Below are 14,336 nucleotides of genomic sequence, written 5' to 3' on the forward strand. Positions count from 1 at the left end.
GGCGGCGGGCGATCTTCCTTGACTTTCGTTAAGGCGGCGGAACGATTGCCGGGACAGGGTTCCGGGCAGGATCCGGACCCCTGACATGCGCGCGCTCATCCTCCTCCTCCCGTTTCTGGCCTGGCTTGGCTTGCCCGCCTTCGCGGGGGGCATCGGGCTGTCGCCCGCCGCGCTGGAGCCCGCCGCCCCCGACGCGGCCCTGGCCGGCGGGATGTTCGGGCGCGAGGGGGTGGTTGTGCAGCGCGTGGAGGCGGGCGTGCCGGGCTGGACCGTGCGCGCCGAGGGCCGCATCGTCGGCCATATCGGATCGACCTGGGAAATCGCCGGGTCGGTGGGTTATTCCGGCCGCCCGCTTGATGTCCTGGTCGCGATCACGCCGGAGGCGCGGATCGCGGGCGCGCGCCTCATGGTGCACAACGAGCCGGTGCTGACGCTCGGCATCTCGGACGCCGACATCGCCGCCTATGTGGACGGGTTCGCGGGCTACGACCTGACCCGGCCGCGCGACGCGGCGCTGGCGGGCACGCCCGGCCTGCCCGACGTGATCTCGCGCGCGACGGTCTCGACCGGGGTCATCCGCGACGGCATCCTGCGCACCGCCCGCACGCTGGCGATCGGGCGGGGCCTTCTTTCGGCGGGCGACCGCATCGACCGGCTGAGCTTTGCCCCCGCCGACTGGCCTGCCCTCGTGGCCTCCGGCGCGCTGTCCGAAGTCCGCGTCGGCATGGACGAGGCCGCCGGGCGCCTGGAAGGCGCGAAGGTGCCGGTGACGCCCGGCCCCGGCGATTTCCTGCACCTCTGGACCGGGCTGATCGACCCGCCGACGGTCGGACAGAACCTTCTGGGCCAGCAGGGCTACACCGCCGCCGTCGGCGCGCTTGGCGCGGACGAGACGGTTCTGGCCGTCATCTCCTCGGGGCTTCAGTCCCACCGCGGCACCGACTGGCGCAAGACCGGCGTCTTCGACCGGGTGTCGGTCGTGCAGGGCGAGGCGCGCATCAACCCCGCGTCCGAAAGCTACAGCATGGTGAAGAAACTCGCCATCGTCGGCGCACCCGAGGTGAAGGAGATCAGCCTGTTCCGCCTGCCCGCCGCGATCGACCCGATGCAGCCCTTCCGGGTCGAGGTCACGGCGACGCGCCCGACCGAGGGCGGCAGCGTTTCAATGGTGGTGGCCGCCGACTACCGCCTGCCCGACGCCTACCGCCTGGCCCCCCCGCCCGAACCCGCCCCGCTCTGGCGCGAGATATGGGAGGAGAAGCGGGTGCAGACCGGCATCGTCGCAACGATGCTCGCCGTCCTCACGCTCATCCTTTTCGCGCAGGAATGGATCACGCGGCGGCCGAAGCTCTGGCTGCTCAGCCGGGTCGGGTTCCTGTCCACCACGCTGGTGGTGCTGGGCTGGGGGCTGAACGGTCAGCTTTCGGTCGTGCAGGTCGTCGCCTTCGTGCATTCGCTGCTGACCGGCTTCCGTTGGGAGACGTTCCTGATCGAGCCGGTGATCTTCCTGCTCTGGTCCTTCACCGCGCTCGGGATGCTGTTCTGGGGGCGCGGGGTCTATTGCGGCTGGCTCTGCCCCTTCGGGGCGGCGCAGGAACTGGCCAACCTTGCCGCGCGGCGGCTGGGGGTGCGGCAGGTCGCGGTGCCGCAGGCGCTGCACGAGCGGCTCTGGGTCATCAAGTACACGCTCTTCATGGCGCTGATGGCGCTGTCGTTCTACTCGATGCACGACGCGCTGGTGCTGGCCGAGGCGGAGCCCTTCAAGACCGCGATCTCGCTGCGCATGGTGCGCGCCTGGCCCTTTGTCGCCTATGTCCTTGTCCTGATCGGGGCGGGGCTGTTCATCGAACGCTTCTACTGCCGCTATCTCTGCCCGCTGGGCGCGGGCATCGCAATCCCGGCCAAGCTGAAGATCTTCGACTGGCTGAAGCGCCGCCCGCAATGCGGCCGCGAATGCCGCCTGTGCGAGACGAAATGCACCGTGGGCGCCATCGACCCGCTGGGCCGGATCAACGCCAACGAATGCGTCCTCTGCCTGCGCTGCCAGGTGATCATGAACGATGCCGGCATCTGTCCGGTGCTGAAGCGCCGCGCCCGCGGTGGTGCGACCGAAGGAGCGATGCCATGAGCGCTTTCATCCGCCTTCTGGGCGAGGGGTTCCGGGTCTTCTTCCTGTCGGCGGGCCTCTACGCGGTGGCGGCCATCGGCCTCTGGCTGGTCTGGCTGACCACACCCCTGACGCTGCCGACCGCGGCGCCCCCGGCCGACTGGCACGCGCACGAGATGGTGTTTGGCTACGGCGCGGCGGCGCTGGGCGGGTTCTTCCTGACGGCGGTGCCGAACTGGACCGGCGCGAAGGCCGCGCGGCATGTCTTCATCGGCGCGGCTGCGGCGATCTGGCTGGCCGGGCGGATCGCGGTCGCGTGGTCGGGCCACCTGCCGCCCGCGCTGGTCGCGGCAGCGGACCTTGCGTTCCTGCCCGTCCTCGGCGCCAAGATCGCGACGCAGCTGATCCGCCGGCCTAAGCCGCAGAACGTGATGTTCCTGGCCCTGCTCGCGATCCTGTGGGCCGCGAACCTGTCGGTCCACCTCGAATGGACCGGCGTGACCGGGGACACGGCGCGGCGCGGCCTTTACGCGGGGCTTTACCTTCTGGCGGCGATGATCGCGGTTCTGGGCGGGCGGATCACCCCCGCCTTCACCCGCAACGCAATGACCCGGACGGGGCGTGAGGCCGGGCTTCCCCGCTCCTTCGCGCCGCTTGACGCGGTGGCCATCGCGACCGCGATCGCCCTGCCCGTGGCAACGCTTGCCGCGCTGCCCGAAGCCGTCACGGGTGCCATCGCCCTGGTGGGGGGTGCGGCGCAGATCGCGCGGCTTGCCTTCTGGCGGCCGGGTTTCACCTGGGGCCAGCCGATCCTGTGGTCGCTGCACCTGTCGTTCGCGCTGGTCGGCCTTGGCCTTGTCCTGACCGGCCTTGCCGCCTTCGGCCTTGGCAACCCGGTGGCGGCGGTTCACCTCCTGGCGATCGGCGGGGTCGGTGGCATGACCCTTGCGGTGATGTCGCGGGCAAGCCTTGGCCACAGCGGCCGCCCCCTGATCGCGCCGCGCCCGGTGGCGATCGCCTACCTTTGCCTGCCGCTCGCGGGCCTCTCCCGCTGGGCCGCCTCGACCTTCGCCGTCCTCTACCTGCCCGCGACGCTGACGGCCGGGGTGCTGTGGACGGCGGCCTTCGTGCTTTACGTGGCGGCGCTCTGGCCGGTCTTCTGGGGGCCGCGCCTGCCCGCGGAGCGGGGCGCGCCATGAACCGCCGCCGCTTCCTGACTATCGCCGCCGCCTTCGCCGCCTGCCCGGCGCGGGCCGGGGTGCCGCAGGTCTGGACCGGCCGCGCGCTCGGGACCGAGGCGCGGATCGTCCTTCACGGGGCCGACCGGCAGACCGCGGCAGGGATTTTCGCGCGGGTCGAGGCGGAGCTTGCCCAAATCGAATCGCATTTCTCGCTCCACACCGATTCGGCGCTGGTGCGGCTGAACCGCGACGGCCGCCTTGGCCATCCCGCGCCCGAGGTCACGGAGCTTTTCGCGCTGGCCGGGCGCATCCACGCGGCGACCGGGGGCGCCTTCGACCCGACGGTCCAGCCGCTGTGGCTGGCGACAGCGACCGGGGGCGACACCGAGGGCGCGCGGCGGCTGATCGGCTGGCACCGCGTCCGCGTGGCGCCCGAGGAGATCCGCCTGTCGCCCGGCATGGCGCTGACCTTCAACGGCATCGCCCAAGGTCACGCCGCCGACCGCATCGCCGCACTTCTGCGGGGCGCGGGCTTCGGGGACGTGCTGATCGACGTGGGCGAGGTCGCCGCACTGGGCCGCAATGGCGCGCGTGAATGGGAGGCGCTGATCGCGGCGCCTGACGGGGCGGAACTGGCGCGGATCGGACTTTGCGACCGCGCCCTTGCCACATCGTCGCCGATGGGCACGCGGATCGGCGGCGGTGCCGCACACATCCTGGACCCGAGGGGCGGCAGGCCGCACTGGTCAACCGTCTCGATCTCGGCCCCCGACGCGGCGACGGCGGACGGGCTGTCGACCGCGTTCTGCGTCATGGACCGCGCCGCCATCGACCGGGCGCTGGCGGGATTCCCCGGCGCACGGATCGAGGCCATCGCCTGACTTTCCCCGCCCGACCTTCCCCACCCGACCTTCCCCACCCGACTTTCCCGCGCTCGTTTGACTTTCGTTAAGGACCGCGGGCCCCGTCGCGGCGATGGTGCCGGCACGATCAACCGCTCCGCGAAGGAGAATGCGCAATGCGCGAAGTCATGACCAAGAGCATGGCCCGCAATATCTTTTATGGCGGCTCCCTGTTCTTCATCATCATCTTCGTCGGATTGACGGCGCAAAGCCACCGTTACATCCGCACGACATCGACCGACGCGGCCGGGCTGACCGACAGCGTCGCGGCAGGCAAGCACATCTGGGAAGAGAAGGCCTGCATCAACTGCCACACCATCCTTGGCGAAGGCGCCTACTTCGCGCCCGAGCTTGGCAACGTGATGACCCGCTGGGGCGTCGCGGACGACCCGCAGGCCGCCTTCGAAACCCTCAAGGGCTGGATGGACGCCATGCCCACGGGCATCGAGGGCCGCCGGCAGATGCCGCAGTTCAACCTGAGCGACGAGGAATACCGCCAACTGGCCGACTTCCTGCTGTGGACGAACAAGATCCGCGCCCAGGACTGGCCGCCGAACGACGCGGGCTGAGGAGACACGCCGATGAAATACCAGACACAGAAAATCGCGCTCGCCTACTTCGTCGTGGCGATGGCGCTCTTTGCCGTGCAGGTCTCGCTGGGGCTTGTCCTCGGCTGGATCTATGTCGACGGCAACTTCCTGTCGGAAATCCTGCCCTTCAACATCGGCCGCATGCTGCACACCAACAGCCTGATCGTCTGGCTGCTGCTGGGCTTCTTCGGCGCGGCCTACTATCTGCTGCCCGAGGAAAGCGAACGCGAGATCTATTCGCCGACGCTGGCCTGGATCCAGCTTGCGATCTTCGTCCTCGGCACCGCGGGCGTCGTCGTGACCTATTTCTTCAACCTGTTCGAGGGCAACTTCCTGCTCGGCAAGCAGGGGCGGGAGTTCCTTGAGCAACCGCTCTGGGTCAAGGTCGGGATCGTCGTCGCGGCGCTGATCTTCCTCTTCAACGTCTCCATGACGGTGCTGGCGGGGCGCAAGACCGCGATCACCAACATCCTGCTGCTCGGCCTCTGGGGGCTGGCGCTGCTGTTCCTCTTCGCCTTCTACAACCCCTCGAACCTCGCGCTCGACAAGATGTACTGGTGGTATGTCGTCCACCTCTGGGTGGAAGGCACCTGGGAACTGATCATGGCCTCGATCCTGGCCTTCCTGATGCTGAAGCTGACGGGGGTGGACCGCGAGGTGGTGGAGAAATGGCTTTACGTCATCGTCGCCGCCGCGCTCTTCTCGGGCATCCTCGGGACCGGGCACCATTACTACTGGATCGGCACGCCCGGTTACTGGCAGTGGATCGGCTCGATCTTCTCAAGCCTCGAAGTGGTGCCGTTCTTCGCGATGATGGCCTTCGCCTTCGTCATGGTCTGGAAAGGCCGGCGCGATCACCCGAACAAGGCGGCACTCCTCTGGAGCCTTGGCTGCGCCACGCTCGCCTTCTTCGGCGCCGGCGTCTGGGGCTTCCTGCACACGCTGCACGGGGTGAACTTCTACACCCACGGCACGCAGATCACCGCCGCCCACGGGCACCTCGCCTTCTTCGGCGCCTATGTGTCGCTGAACCTCGCGATCATCAGCTATGCCATGCCGATCCTGAAAGGGCGCGACCCCTACAATCAGGTGCTCAACATGGCGTCCTTCTGGCTGATGTCGGGCGGCATGGTCTTCATGACCTTCACGCTGACCTTCGCGGGCACCGTGCAGACGCACCTGCAGCGGGTGATGGGCGAGGCCTACATGGACGTGCAGGACCAGCTCTGGATCTTCTTCGCCATGCGCTTCGGCTCGGGCGTGGCGGTCGTGCTCGGCGCGGTGCTGTTCATCTACGCCGTGCTGGTCCCCCGGCGCGAGATCATCGAGCCTGGCCCGCTGGAACAGGACCGGATCGCGCATGATCCCGACCACATGGCCGCGGAGTGAGAACGATGGATGGAACCTTTGACCTGAAGGGGGCGGCGGACGCCCCCTTCTACCTGCCGCAGGGCGACGAGTGCGACATCTTCGCCGCCGCCTACCGCAACTGCCTTCCGGTTCTCCTGAAAGGGCCGACCGGCTGCGGCAAGACCCGCTTCGTCGCCCATATGGCCGCGCGACTGGGCCGACCGCTCTACACGGTGGCCTGCCACGACGACCTTTCCGCCGCCGACCTGATCGGGCGCTATCTGCTGAAGGGCGGCGAGACGGTGTGGGTCGACGGCCCCTTGACCCGCGCGGTGCGCGAGGGCGCGATCTGCTACCTCGACGAGGTGGTGGAGGCGAGGAAGGACGTCACCGTGGTCCTGCACCCGCTGACCGACGACCGGCGCATCCTGCCGATCGACCGGACCGGCGAGGAGCTGGAGGCCGCACCCGGCTTCATGCTCGTCGCCTCCTACAACCCCGGCTACCAGAACATCCTCAAGACGCTGAAACCCTCGACCCGCCAGCGTTTCGTCAGCCTCGACTTCACCTTCCCGAAGCCCGAGCACGAGATCCCCGTCGTCGTCCGCGAAAGCGGCCTTGCCGAGGACCGCGTGAAGCCCCTTGTCCGGCTCGCCAACAAGTTCCGCGCGCTCAAGGGCCAGGACCTGGAGGAAGGCACCTCGACCCGCCTCGTCGTTTATGCGGCCACGCTCATCGCGCAAGGCATGGCGCCCGACCGCGCCATCCGCGCGGCGATGATCGAGCCGCTGACGGATGACGAGGATACAAGGCGCGGGCTCCTCGATCTCGTCACCGCCGTTTTCGGGTGAGGCCGGCAGATGTCCGGGATCGACTTCGAGCCATGGGAACCCGAGGAAACCGTCGGGAAACTGTGGCACGCCTATGCCAGCCGTCTTGACGCGCCAAGCGTCCACGACGGAGCCCGTGTCGGCCTTTCCGAGGTCGGCGGACGGCTGGCAGTCCTTTTCCGCGGCCTCGGCGGCAGTCCGGCCGTCGAGATCAAGCCGGTGGCGCCGGAACGATCCGCGCACCGGCTGTCGCTGCGCCGCCGCCTCGGCACCGAGGCTGAGGAAACCCCGCGCGCGAGCTTCGACGGCGAGGCGTTGCGCCTGCCCGAAAGCCTGGCCGTGTTTCCGGCCGCAGAGGCGAACGCCGCGCTCTACATCTGGTTGACGGCTGCCGCCGCCCATGCCGGCGCTCCGCGGACCGAGGATGACCCCCTTCGCGCCGACCTTGCCGCGCTGATCGCCGCGCAGGAGATGACGCGCGCGACGCTTGCCGACACGCCGGGCTTCGCCGGCCTTCACGCCGACCTCTGCAAGGCCCATCTCGTCACCCGCCGCGTGCCGCATCTGCCCGAGGCCGAGCGGACGATGGAGGCGGTGATCCGCCACCTGCTTGGCGATCCGGCGGCCCTGTCGCCCAAGGCGGAGCGGATGCGCCGCGCGCTTGAAACCGGCGATCTCGCCCCCTGGCGGGCACCCCGCGGCTACCGCCCCTTCCGCCCCGTGGCCCTTTGGCCGGACCTGCGCCCCCTCGCCTTCTCGGCCGCCACCGCCGTCGAGACGCGCGACACCGAGGGCGCGCCGGAACAGGGCGAGGGCCGCGCCCACCGCGCCCGCCGGCGCAAGTCCGACCAGATCGAACGCAACGACAGCTTCATCCTGCACAAGTTCGAGGCGATCCTGTCCTGGGCCGAGTTCATCAACCTCAACCGCCGGGTCGAGGAGGACGACAATGACGATGCGAAGAAGGCCGCCGACGACATGGACGAGATCGGCCTTGGCCAGATTTCCAAGGCGCCTGCGACGCGGCTGAAGCTGCACCTCGACCTCGCGCCCGAGGACGTGGACCGCGAGGCGCTTTCGGGCACCGCCACCTATCCCGAATGGGACGCCCGCACCGGCGCCTACCTGCCCGCCCATGTCCGCGTCCTGACCTCGGCCGTGGAGGCGAGCGATGCGGAGCCGGCGTTCCGCTCCGATCCCAGGGCGGCAAGGCGCATCCGTGCCGTCCGCCGCCAGTTCGAGGCGTTGCGCCCCGCCCGCATCCTGACCGCCGGCCACCGCGACGGGGACGAGTTGGACACCGACCGCGCGATCCGCGCCCGCGTGGACCTGCTGGCCACAGGCGAGGGCGACGACCGTGTCTGGCTCCAGAACCGGAGCGAGAAGCGCGACCTTGCCGTGTCGATCCTTCTCGACGTCTCGCGCTCGACCGAGGCGGCGGTGCCGGGCCACGGCCACGAGGGCCGCGCCGTCATCGACATCGAGCGCGAGGCGCTGGCTGCACTCTCCTGGGGTCTCGACGCCTGCGGCGACGATTTTGCCATCCACGCCTTTTCCTCGCTCAAGCGCGACCGCGTCTATCTCCAGACCGCCAAGCGCTTCGGCGAGCCGATGTCGGCCACGGTGGAAGCCCGCATCGCGGGGCTGAAGCCGGGCTTCTACACCCGCCTCGGCGCCGCGATCCGCCATGCCTCGGCCGGGCTTTCGCGCGAGGCGCGCAGGCGCAGACTCCTCCTCGTCATTACCGACGGCAAGCCCAACGACCTTGACCACTACGAGGGGCGCCACGGGATCGAGGACAGCCGCAAGGCGATCGAGGAGGCGCGGCGGATGGGCCACGCCGTCTTCGGCATTACCGTGGACCGCGACGGCAAGTCCTGGTTCCCGCGGCTGTTCGGCCAGGGCGGCTATGCGCTGATCCCGCATCCCGAAAAGCTGACGCAGGCGCTGCCGCAGATCTACCGCCAGCTTGTCGGCGCCTGATGGACGAGGCGCGGACCCCGTTCGACGACCTTCCCGGTGACCTGATGATCTGGGTGCTGATCGTCTCGGAACTCCTTGTCTTCGGCGCGGGGCTTGCGGCCTTTCTCGCGGTGCGCCTGACCGACCCCGCCGGTTTCGCCGCAGCACAGGACCACCTCCACCGCGCCGGGGCGGGCTTCAACACGCTCGTCCTCGTCACCTCGGGCTGGCTCGCGGCCCTGGGCGCCCGCGCGGTCGAGGTCGGGCACATCGCCCGCGCCCGCTGGCAACTGGCCGCCGCCGCGGCACTCGGCCTTGTCTTCCTCGCCATCAAGGGCGTCGAATATGCCGACAAGGCGGCACAGGGGATCGGGGTGGAGACGCATCCCTTCTTCACGTTCTACTACCTCATCACCGGCTTTCACGCGGCCCATGTCGCGGCGGGCGTCCTCGTCCTTCTTCTTGTCGCGCTCCGTGGCCGACCTCGCGAGGTCGAGGCGGGGGCCGCCTTCTGGCACATGGTCGACCTCGTCTGGGTGCTGGTCTTCCCGGTCATCTACCTGCTGCGATGAGACATCCCTCCCCCACCCGCGCCTGGGCCACGCTCATCGCGCTTTCCGCCGGATCGACCGCACTTGCGGTCGCCGTCACCGGGGGCGGCCTGGCCGGCGCGCCGCTTGCCGCGGCGGGCGCGGCGATCCTGACGCTGGCCTGGGCCAAGGCGCGCACGATCCTGAACGCCTATCTCCGCCTTGAAGAGGCCCCGGCCTTCCGCCGCGGCTTTGGCCTGACGCTCGCGCTCTACGCGGCGCTTCTCCTCGGGCTCTACCTCGCGGGTTGAGCCGCCTTCGCCGGGGCGAAGGCTGCGAGGGGAAAGGCATGCATCGGGCCCGCGGCCCGATGCGCCGCAGGATCCCCAGGACAGGGTCAGGCAGGCCGGTTCCAGGCCAGCGCCGGGTCTTCCTCGGCATAGTCGCGCAGGCGCGAGACATCGGCGATCTTCGCATGGTTCTGGTGCACGCTGACGCCGAAGCTCCTGAGCTTGGCGAATGCGCGGCTCAGGCTTTCGGGCTTCATCCCGAGGCGTCCGGCGATCAGCACCTTGTCATAGGGCAGCGTCACCGTGCAGGCGCCCTCGCGGCAGTCCGACAGTTCCAGCAGGAATTCGGCCACCCGCTGCGCCCCGGTCTGCGCCTTGAGCTGTTCGATCTGTTCCACCAGCCCGTGCAGATGGGCGAAGGTCGCGGCCAGGATCGACACCGCGATGCCGGGATTGTCCTGGAGAAGGCGCAGGACGCTGTCGGCCTCGATCCGGATCACCTCGCAGTCGGTGACGGCCTCGGCCGCGACCGGATAGACGTCATGGCGGAAGGCCACCGCCTCGCCGATGCTGCGGCCCTTGGTGAAGACGCCCACCACCGCCTCGGTGCCATTCGGGGCGATGCGGTAGAGTTTCACCCAGCCGCTGACCACGATGTAGATGGCACTCGCCCGCTCGCCCTGAAGGAAGATGGTGGCGCCGCGGTCGAAGCTGCGCAACCGCGCCTGCGACAGGACCTGCGCCGCGATCTCCTCCGACATCCCCCGGAAAAGCGTTGCGCGGCGCGCGATTTCCATCAGTTCGGGCTTCATCTGCGCTCCTTGCCTGTGCGGCGCCTCCGGGCTGCCCGCGCGCCACGGTTGACCCGAAGGCGCAGGGCAGGCTCGCCCCGCTACCTACACGAAGTGCAGCAAAAGGACCACCGCATTCAGGAGCACATAGCCCACGCCGATGATGACGAGCGACCAGTTGTCGAGCGTGACGGAGGCCTCGTCGCGTTCGACATAGCGCAGCCGCAGCGACCAGATCGAGATGAAGACGGTCAGGAAGATCGCCCCGACCGCGATCAGGTTGATCTGTTCGGCCAGCGTGATGTGGGTCGTCTCGGGCAGGCTGTCGGAAATCACGAAGGCGTTGGCAGAGGCGGCGAAGATGGAGCCCACGCCCATGCCGAAGCGCGCGTCGAGGTCGTCCGATTTCACCTTGAACGCCAGAAGGCCGAGGACGACCGCGAGGAACGAGATCCAGAACAGCTTGAAAAGCGGCGCGAAGCTTGTCCGTTCCAGCGTGATCGGCACAGAGAAGCGGGAATAGGCTGACTCGGCCACGCCTGAGCCTTGCAGGCCGTAGTTGGTGGGATAGACGTGGTTCGCCGCGCTCGGGCGGCCAAGGCCGACCTGCCAGCCCGCCACCTCGACCGTGGGGTCGAGCGCGGTGCTCGCATCCGGCACGTAGACGAGGTTGGAGGCGTCGTACTGCGCGTCCTCGATGTCGATGGTCAGAACGTGGTTGTCGAGCGGAAATTCCCGCACGTCGAACTGCTGGTAGATCGTCCCCTGCACGCGGACGGTGGCGTAGTTGAAGCCGTTGTCGTTCAGCACCTCGGTATCCGACCGGTTGGAGATCACGCCATTCGCAAGCTCGAAGGTCTGGTCGGGGCGCACATCGGTCCCCTGCCAGCGGAACCAGATCCAGAAATCGACGTCGAAACTGCCGTCGCGCGGGGAGACATTGGTCAGTCGCAGGACATAGATGCCGGTCTGCACCTCGGTCAGGCTGTCGCCCAGCGTCACGGCATCGGCGACCAGCGCGCCTTCAGTGGTTCCGTTCGTCTGCGCCAGACCGGGCAGCGCCGTCGCAAGCACCAGCCCCACCAGCGACAGAAACGCCAAGAAGCGTCTGAAAATCATGATTTCCCCCCTCGTGCCGCTTTCCTGCGGCCTCCCCTCGCGATCGGACTATGCCCTGCGACCGTATTTTCTTTCAAGCGGCTTGATCGCGGGGCGCTGACGCCACTAGCTGGCGTAGGCACTGCCCTCGGCGTCCAGAATGGCCTTGATCTCGCGCAGGTGCGCCTCGGCCTGGCCGGGGTAGTCGTCAAGCTCCTGCGCGGTCTTTTCGGCGATCTCGTGGCTGAGCACGCGCAGCGGCCGCCCGGTCTGGAGCGCGCGGATATAGGTCTCGGCAGCGCGCTCGAAGTAATAGAGCCGGTTGAAGGCGTCGGCCGGGTCGCGCCCGATGACAAGGACGCCGTGGTTACCCATGATCATCACCCTGATCTTCGGGTCGCAGAGCATCTTCGCACAGCGTGTCCCCTCCTCCTCGAAGGCGAGGCCGCCGTAGGCGTCATCGATCACGTAGCGCCCGTAGAACGTAGCGGTGTTCTGGTCGATCGGCGGCAGGGTGCTGTCGGCGAGGCTCGCCAGCACGGTCGCGTGGATTGAATGGACATGCATGACGCAGCGGGCGTGCGGGCAGTGCCGGTGGATCGACCCGTGCAGACCCCAGGCGGTGGGGTCGGGCGCATCGGGACGGTCGAGCGTGGCGGGATCGTTGGCGTCGAGCAAAAGCAGGTTCGACGCGGTGATGCGCGAGAAATGCATCTGGTTGGCGTTCATCAGGAAGCGGCTGCCATCGTCATTGACCGCCAGGCTGAAATGGTTGGCCACGCCTTCGTGCATGTTCAGCCGCTCGGTCCAGCGGAAGGTGGCGGCCAGGTCCACCCGTTCCTGCCAGTGGTCGATGTTGGCCTTCGGTCGCGTCACGCTCATCGCTCGTCTCCCTTGCCGTTGCGGCAAGTGTGGAACGGATCGGCCGCACTGGCCACGCCGAAAGCGACCGGTGCTGTCGTCTCAGGGCAGGATTGTCAGCCAGAACCACACCGTCAGGATGGCCAACCCGGTCCCGATCAGGACCGAGGAGGCCGCGACCCGCCGGGCAGCGCCGTACATCGCCGAGAAGAGGAAGGCGTTTACGCCGGGTGCGGCCGAGGCCGTGACCACCGCCGAGCGCAACTGTTCGACCGTCAGGCCGAAGACATGGCGGCCCAACCCCCAGGTGATCGCCGGATGCACCAGCAGCGACAGCGCGCAGACCATCAGGATGGTCTTCATGTCGCCTTCCGGGCGGTAGCGGACAAGCACGCCGCCAAGGCCGAACAGCGCCGCCGGCAGCGCCGCGCGCGCCATCATGCCGACCGCGGCCATGAAGGGTTCCGGCATCGGCACCCGGGCAAGGTTCACCGCCAGCCCGAGGGTGATGCCGATGACCAGCGGGTTGCGCACCAGCGACCCGCCGATCTGGCGCGCAAGCCGGCGCGCCGGAAGGCCGGTGCCATGGCTGCGAGCCAGTTCCATCGCGGTGACTCCCACCGCGTAAAGCATGGGCGCGTGGATCGAGATGATCGCGAAGTTGCCCGCCAGCGACTCGGTCCCGTAGGCGCGCTCCATGATCGGCAGGCCCAGAAGCAGCGTGTTGGAGAAGAGGCAGCAGAACCCGATGGCCACCGCATCGACGGGCGAGCGCCCGAAGAGCCGCCGCGCGCCGACATATCCCAGCCCGAAGCAGGCCATCGCCCCGGCGTAGAAGGCCGAAAGCAGGCCAAGGTCGAACTCCGCCCCCAGGTCGAGCGCGGCCATCGACTGGAACAGCAGGCACGGCACCGCGAAGTTCTGTGCGAAACGCATCACCCCGTCGACCGCATCGTCCGCGATCCAGCGCCGCCAGTTGGCGAGATAGCCGAACCCCACCAGCAGGAACACGGGCACGATGACCTCGAAAAGCGCCTGCACCCGGTCAGACCTCGTAGTCGATGGTCATGCCGTCGAAGGCCACCTCGACATGGTCGGGCGTTTCGGCGGTGACCGCCGCGTGATCGAGGTCGATGTGCACGTTGGTCAGGACCGCCCGGCGCGGCCGCGCGCGGGCAATCCATTCGAGCGCCCGGTCAAGGTGGATATGCGTCGGATGCGGCTTGCGGCGGAGCGCGTCGAGCACCCAGCAGTCGAGCCCCTCGACCGCGGCCCAGGCCTCCGCGTCCATGTCCGACACATCGGGCAGATAGGCGAGATCGCCGATGCGGAAGCCGAGCGCGTCGATCGCGCCATGTTCGACCCGGAAGGGGGTCAGCGTGACCGCGCCACCCGCGCCGTCGATGGTGAAGGACCCCGCGATCGTGTGCATGTCGCAGATCGGCGGATAGGACGACCCCGCGGGCTGCACGAAGGCATAGCCAAAACGGGAAATCAGCGCGTCCTGCGTCGCCCCGTCGGCCCAGACCGGCATCCGGCGGCGGGTGTTGAAGACGACCTGCCGGATGTCGTCGATGCCGTGGACATGGTCGGCGTGGGCGTGGGTGTAGACGACCGCGTCGAGTTCCCCCACGCCCACGGCCAGAAGCTGTTCGCGCATGTCGGGCGAGGTGTCGATCAGCACCCGCGTGGTGCCCTCGCCCGCGGTCCGCTCGATCAGCATGGAGCAGCGGGTGCGGCGGTTCTTCGGGTTGGCTGGGTCGCACTCTCCCCAAAGTCCGCCCAGCCGCGGCACGCCCCCCGACGATCCGCAGCCGAGGATGGTGAAGCGAAGCCGCGCCATC

General features: G+C 68.8%; 14 protein-coding genes. 9 read left to right on the top strand and 5 right to left on the bottom strand.

What is annotated here, in order from left to right; genetic code table 11:
• The first annotated feature begins 85 nt into the window (after positions 1–85).
• The 9 genes from N5I32_RS08610 (at position 86) to N5I32_RS08650 (ending at position 9,763) form a co-directional block, all read left to right on the top strand.
• Positions 86–2,128, top strand: coding sequence for a NosR/NirI family protein (locus tag N5I32_RS08610; protein ID WP_261494989.1), 2,043 nt, complete (start codon positions 86–88; stop codon positions 2,126–2,128).
• Positions 2,125–3,306, top strand: coding sequence for an NnrS family protein (locus tag N5I32_RS08615; RefSeq protein ID WP_261494990.1), 1,182 nt, complete (start codon positions 2,125–2,127; stop codon positions 3,304–3,306). The genes N5I32_RS08610 and N5I32_RS08615 overlap by 4 nt, the downstream gene beginning before the upstream one ends.
• On the top strand, positions 3,303–4,169 hold the full coding sequence (locus N5I32_RS08620; RefSeq protein ID WP_261494991.1) for an FAD:protein FMN transferase: 867 nt from the start codon (positions 3,303–3,305) through the stop codon (positions 4,167–4,169). Before N5I32_RS08615 ends, N5I32_RS08620 begins: the two co-directional genes overlap by 4 nt.
• A gap of 137 nt (positions 4,170–4,306) precedes the next feature.
• A complete protein-coding gene (locus N5I32_RS08625) occupies positions 4,307–4,759 on the top strand; it encodes a c-type cytochrome (protein WP_261494992.1) in 453 nt (150 codons plus the stop codon).
• A 12-nt stretch (positions 4,760–4,771) separates the two neighbouring features.
• Positions 4,772–6,169, top strand: a complete 1,398-nt coding sequence (locus N5I32_RS08630) for a cbb3-type cytochrome c oxidase subunit I (RefSeq protein ID WP_261494993.1) — start codon at positions 4,772–4,774, stop codon at positions 6,167–6,169.
• A 5-nt stretch (positions 6,170–6,174) separates the two neighbouring features.
• On the top strand, positions 6,175–6,981 hold the full coding sequence (locus N5I32_RS08635) for a CbbQ/NirQ/NorQ/GpvN family protein (protein WP_261494994.1): 807 nt from the start codon (positions 6,175–6,177) through the stop codon (positions 6,979–6,981).
• A gap of 9 nt (positions 6,982–6,990) precedes the next feature.
• On the top strand, positions 6,991–8,943 hold the full coding sequence (locus tag N5I32_RS08640; protein ID WP_261494995.1) for a nitric oxide reductase activation protein NorD: 1,953 nt from the start codon (positions 6,991–6,993) through the stop codon (positions 8,941–8,943).
• On the top strand, positions 8,943–9,494 hold the full coding sequence (locus tag N5I32_RS08645; protein ID WP_261494996.1) for a cytochrome c oxidase subunit 3: 552 nt from the start codon (positions 8,943–8,945) through the stop codon (positions 9,492–9,494). Before N5I32_RS08640 ends, N5I32_RS08645 begins: the two co-directional genes overlap by 1 nt.
• Positions 9,491–9,763 (top strand): hypothetical protein, encoded by a 273-nt coding sequence (locus tag N5I32_RS08650; protein WP_261494997.1) that lies wholly within the window; start codon positions 9,491–9,493, stop codon positions 9,761–9,763. Before N5I32_RS08645 ends, N5I32_RS08650 begins: the two co-directional genes overlap by 4 nt.
• Before the next feature lie 86 nt (positions 9,764–9,849).
• Here N5I32_RS08650 and N5I32_RS08655 read toward each other — a convergent pair whose 3' ends face one another.
• From N5I32_RS08655 to N5I32_RS08675, 5 genes are all read right to left on the bottom strand, one after another.
• On the bottom strand, positions 9,850–10,554 hold the full coding sequence (locus tag N5I32_RS08655; protein WP_261494998.1) for a Crp/Fnr family transcriptional regulator: 705 nt from the start codon (positions 10,552–10,554) through the stop codon (positions 9,850–9,852).
• An 84-nt stretch (positions 10,555–10,638) separates the two neighbouring features.
• Positions 10,639–11,652, bottom strand: coding sequence for a ligand-gated ion channel (locus N5I32_RS08660; protein ID WP_261494999.1), 1,014 nt, complete (start codon positions 11,650–11,652; stop codon positions 10,639–10,641).
• A gap of 105 nt (positions 11,653–11,757) precedes the next feature.
• On the bottom strand, positions 11,758–12,513 hold the full coding sequence (locus N5I32_RS08665; protein ID WP_261495000.1) for a class II aldolase and adducin N-terminal domain-containing protein: 756 nt from the start codon (positions 12,511–12,513) through the stop codon (positions 11,758–11,760).
• An 81-nt stretch (positions 12,514–12,594) separates the two neighbouring features.
• Complete coding sequence (locus tag N5I32_RS08670) at positions 12,595–13,533, bottom strand: AEC family transporter (protein ID WP_261495001.1); 939 nt, start codon at positions 13,531–13,533, stop codon at positions 12,595–12,597.
• 4 nt (positions 13,534–13,537) lie between these two features.
• Positions 13,538–14,335 carry an MBL fold metallo-hydrolase gene (locus N5I32_RS08675; protein ID WP_261495002.1) on the bottom strand — a complete coding sequence of 266 codons (798 nt, stop codon included), beginning with the start codon at positions 14,333–14,335 and terminating at the stop codon, positions 13,538–13,540.
• Between the last annotated feature and the right edge of the window lies 1 nt (position 14,336).

It is taken from the genome of Albidovulum sediminis, from assembly GCF_025380365.1.
Taxonomy (GTDB): Bacteria; Pseudomonadota; Alphaproteobacteria; order Rhodobacterales; family Rhodobacteraceae; genus Albidovulum; species Albidovulum sediminis.

Bases quoted from the DNA above. Each gene is read 5' to 3' on its own strand.
- N5I32_RS08675 (WP_261495002.1), bottom strand. From the start codon at position 14,335: ATGGCGCGGCTTCGCTTCACCATCCTCGGCTGCGGATCGTCGGGGGGC.
- N5I32_RS08650 (WP_261494997.1), top strand. From the start codon at position 9,491: ATGAGACATCCCTCCCCCACCCGCGCCTGGGCCACGCTCATCGCGCTT.
- N5I32_RS08620 (WP_261494991.1), top strand. From the start codon at position 3,303: ATGAACCGCCGCCGCTTCCTGACTATCGCCGCCGCCTTCGCCGCCTGC.
- N5I32_RS08625 (WP_261494992.1), top strand. From the start codon at position 4,307: ATGCGCGAAGTCATGACCAAGAGCATGGCCCGCAATATCTTTTATGGC.
- N5I32_RS08660 (WP_261494999.1), bottom strand. From the start codon at position 11,652: ATGATTTTCAGACGCTTCTTGGCGTTTCTGTCGCTGGTGGGGCTGGTG.
- N5I32_RS08630 (WP_261494993.1), top strand. From the start codon at position 4,772: ATGAAATACCAGACACAGAAAATCGCGCTCGCCTACTTCGTCGTGGCG.
- N5I32_RS08665 (WP_261495000.1), bottom strand. From the start codon at position 12,513: ATGAGCGTGACGCGACCGAAGGCCAACATCGACCACTGGCAGGAACGG.
- N5I32_RS08640 (WP_261494995.1), top strand. From the start codon at position 6,991: ATGTCCGGGATCGACTTCGAGCCATGGGAACCCGAGGAAACCGTCGGG.
- N5I32_RS08655 (WP_261494998.1), bottom strand. From the start codon at position 10,554: ATGAAGCCCGAACTGATGGAAATCGCGCGCCGCGCAACGCTTTTCCGG.
- N5I32_RS08610 (WP_261494989.1), top strand. From the start codon at position 86: ATGCGCGCGCTCATCCTCCTCCTCCCGTTTCTGGCCTGGCTTGGCTTG.
- N5I32_RS08635 (WP_261494994.1), top strand. From the start codon at position 6,175: ATGGATGGAACCTTTGACCTGAAGGGGGCGGCGGACGCCCCCTTCTAC.
- N5I32_RS08645 (WP_261494996.1), top strand. From the start codon at position 8,943: ATGGACGAGGCGCGGACCCCGTTCGACGACCTTCCCGGTGACCTGATG.
- N5I32_RS08615 (WP_261494990.1), top strand. From the start codon at position 2,125: ATGAGCGCTTTCATCCGCCTTCTGGGCGAGGGGTTCCGGGTCTTCTTC.